The sequence below is a fragment of the Desulfovibrio sp. 1188_IL3213 genome, from assembly GCF_036763145.1.
Lineage (GTDB): Bacteria > Desulfobacterota > Desulfovibrionia > Desulfovibrionales > Desulfovibrionaceae > Desulfovibrio.
Genome location: NZ_JBAIYR010000248.1, coordinates 1 through 3,456 on the forward strand (window position 1 = coordinate 1; position 3,456 = coordinate 3,456).

Sequence of the window (3,456 nt, forward strand, 5' to 3'; positions counted from 1 at the left end):
GGCGGCCCTGTTGCGCACAGACCCGCCCCTTATAGGCAGGCTGGAGGACGACAGCTTCTGCCTTGACCCGCGCACCCTGGCCGCCGAAGACAGGCCCGTGCTGCTGCGCGTGCTGCGCGAGGCTCTGGCTATGGCCGCAAAAGAGATTATATAGAGCAGGTTACGAATGAAATGAGTTAACTGCTCTGCAAGGATTTTCAGGAAAATCCTTGCCTCGAAATGTAAGCAGGCAGGCTTTGCCCGCCGTAAGTGAGCATTTCAAGTGGTAAATGCTCCAAATGCAGACGGCAGAGACCGCAAAAATGACAGGCTGCCGTTTCGGCGGCCATAAAGGAAAACAGCATGGAAAAGACTCTGGCCTACAAGCCCCAAAACGCCTGGGAAAACGCGGACGCCAAAACGCGCAAAGAAATGGAAGCCCTGGCGGTTCGCTATATGGATTTTCTTACGCACTGCAAAACAGAACGCGAAACCGTGGAATATGTGCGCCAGCGCCTGGCGGAACACGGCTATACTGAAGACTTCACCGCTGACCGTGTTATGCGTCCCATGCGCGGCAAAGCCATTTTCGCCGCAAGGCGCGGCACGCTGCCGCTGAAACAGGGCCTTGCCCTCATTGCCGCCCATACCGACACGCCTCGCCTGGACTTCAAGCAGCGCCCGCTCATTGAGCAGCCCGGTGTTGCCCAGGCAAAAACGCACTATTACGGCGGCATACGCAAGTATCAGTGGCTGGCGCGCCCCCTGGCCCTGCATGGCGTGGTGGTGCGCGGCGACGGCTCCGTCCTTGAGGTCACCATCGGTGAAAAGGCGGGAGAGCCGGTGTTCTGCATTGCCGACCTGCTGCCCCACCTGGCCCAGAAGCAGGCAGCCCAGACCGTCAGCGACGCCTTTGAAGCCGAAAAGCTCAACATCATTCTTGGACACAGCCCCAAGGCCGCAGGCAAGGGCAAAAAAGAAGATGCGCCCAAAGAAGCCATAAAAACGCAGCTTCTGGAAATCCTGAACAAAAAATACGGCATTACCGAAGAGGACCTTATCACGGCCGAGCTTCAGGCCGTTCCCGCCGGACCGGCCCGCTTTGTGGGCTTTGACAAGGCACTGGTGGGCGGTTACGGACAGGATGACCGCATCTGCGTGTTCACGGCCCTTGAGGCCCTGCTGGAGGCCGAAGCCACAGGCCGCAGCATGGCCGTCATTTTTTGGGACAAGGAAGAAATCGGTTCGGACGGGGCCACCGGCGCGGCCTCACGCTTTCTTCAGTATTGCGTGGAAGACCTGACCCGCGCCTGGGCGCCGGACGTACTCGCGTCCCGCGTGTTTATGGAAACCCGCGCCCTCTCCGCCGACGTGCAGGCAGCCCTGGACCCCGACTTTCAGGAAGTGCACGAAAAGCAGAACGCCGCCCAGATGGGCTACGGTCCCTGCTTTTCCAAGTTCACAGGCTCACGCGGCAAATACGGGGCCAGCGAGGCCGATGCGGAATTTTTCGGCGCGCTGCGCAACCTTTACAACAGTAAAAGCATCCCCTGGCAGGCAGCGGAACTCGGCCGCGTGGACCACGGCGGCGGCGGCACGGTGGCTCTTTTCCTGGCCGCCTACGGCATGCACGTCATTGACCTTGGCCCAGCCGTCCTGTCCATGCACAGCCCCTTTGAACTGGCAAGCTGCGCCGATCTGCACGCCACTGTGCGGGCATACCGGGCCTTTCTTGAATCAGACATCCAGATATAGAGCATTTTAACTTTGAAAAAATGTCAATGCTCTAGAGAATTTAACACTTGAAATGCTTGCTTACGACAGGCAAAAGCCCGCCTGCTCGCATTTCGTGGCAAGGATTTTCAGGAAAATCCTTGCAGAGCAGTTGACTCGTTTCATTCGTGAATTGCTCTAATGCGGCACGAAAGTGCAGCGCGCCACAATGTGGCGTGGGTTCGGCAGAAAATCGCATTTTTCGGCTGAATGAAAACTTTAAAATGTGGAGCGCTTCAAAGTGAAATGCTCCACAACGGCGCGAACAGATCCCCGCCAGAAACAGGCAAACGCAGCTTCAGCCGCGACCCCAAGGGCATACGGTTCAAGCTGCGTTTGCATTGCACTGGTGAATATTCTGGCCTGCGAAATATCTGCCTGCGCGGAGCAAAAAACTTCCGCACGGCCTTTGACATCAAAAGTAGTCTGAAAAATAGGGCTTATCCGGCGGAATCAGGGCCTCAAGCGTCTTGAGCAGATGATAGTCCATATCAATACGGTCATTGTTGTAAAGATAGGTCGGCCGTTTGTACCCCATAAACATGGTGGTCAACGTCTGAACATCCAGGCTGATACGGTGACCCGAACGAAATGTGGAAACCTGCTCGCAAACGGCCTCGCCCTCCTGCCAGCTCATGTGGAATATGCCGTTGTTCCAGGGGGCGATGGGATCTCTGACCTCAAAGTCCAGCGTAAGCCTGGGGTCGCTGAACTGGTAGGGATAAAATTCCATAAAGCGCTGCACGTCCACTATGCGGGCCATGCCGTAAGGCTGGATGGTCTCGTCTATCTCACTGTCTTCAAACTGGAAGGCAATGGCCTCGCCCGTGTAGTTGTTCCCCTCGACCCGGGTGATCATTGAAAAATGCGCGCTGATGTAATTCCAGATGCCGGACTTGGCCTCCTGATTCAGGTAGACCATTTCCTTGATGCTGAAAACCTCATTTTCAATGTAATAAACAACATAACCCAATGGTTTGCGGTCCGCCCCATAATATACCGCCGCCATGACGTCGTCCGAATCCCACCGCCAGTATTCTTCCCACTCCAGCGCGCCGCGTATGAGCGCGCCGTGCTCCTGCAGGGCAAAATATTTGTAAACCCTGTGCAGGTCCTCACTTTCGATGTCCACACGTTCTATCAGCCCGTCCACGGCGCGGCGCGCCGGAAGCTGGGTGTCCTTGATGGCGAAGGTCATCTTGTCCGAAACAATTTCCCATCCGTGCTTGCGGTACAGGGGGATGGAGTAGGGGCAAAGGTAAGAAATGATCTGCTGCTCTGCGCGCATGTATTCCAGGCTCTTGCCCAAAAGCGAATGAATAAGCCCCCGGCCCGTGTATTCGGGATAGGTGGCGACCCCCGTGATGCCGCCCATCTTGCAGATTTCGCCCTGTACGTTCACCTCCATCGGATAGATGACTATCTGCGAGGCCAGGCGTCCCTTATAAAACCAGCCCATAACGTGCGAAGCTTCGAAGATGGGTTTTTTGGACTGCTTCATCTCTTTGTCCGACCAGCCGATACGGGCCATTTCGGACGAGCTTACCTGAAAGGCATAACGCAGCAGCGCCTCGAACTGTTCAAAATCTTCTTTGCCGAGCTGGCGGAATTCAAAGGCGTCATGAAGGCCGGAGCCTTGCAGTCGGCCTTCGCCCACAGCCGTGGCGGCATCGGCCTTTCCGCGCGTCTCTGCGGCCTGCGCGG

At 56.6% G+C, this 3,456-nt stretch carries 2 protein-coding genes; one reads left to right on the plus strand and one right to left on the minus strand.

Translation table 11 applies throughout. The features are described from left to right. Positions 1-342: 342 nt before the first annotated feature. On the plus strand, positions 343-1,734 hold the full coding sequence (locus tag V6C16_RS09655) for an aminopeptidase (protein ID WP_333543088.1): 1,392 nt from the start codon (positions 343-345) through the stop codon (positions 1,732-1,734). 433 nt (positions 1,735-2,167) lie between these two features. Here the strand turns inward: V6C16_RS09655 and V6C16_RS09660 are convergent, their stop codons facing one another. Continuing rightward, positions 2,168-3,409: a GNAT family N-acetyltransferase gene (locus tag V6C16_RS09660; protein ID WP_333534878.1), complete on the minus strand. Its 1,242-nt coding sequence runs from the start codon at positions 3,407-3,409 to the stop codon at positions 2,168-2,170. Positions 3,410-3,456: the final 47 nt, after the last annotated feature.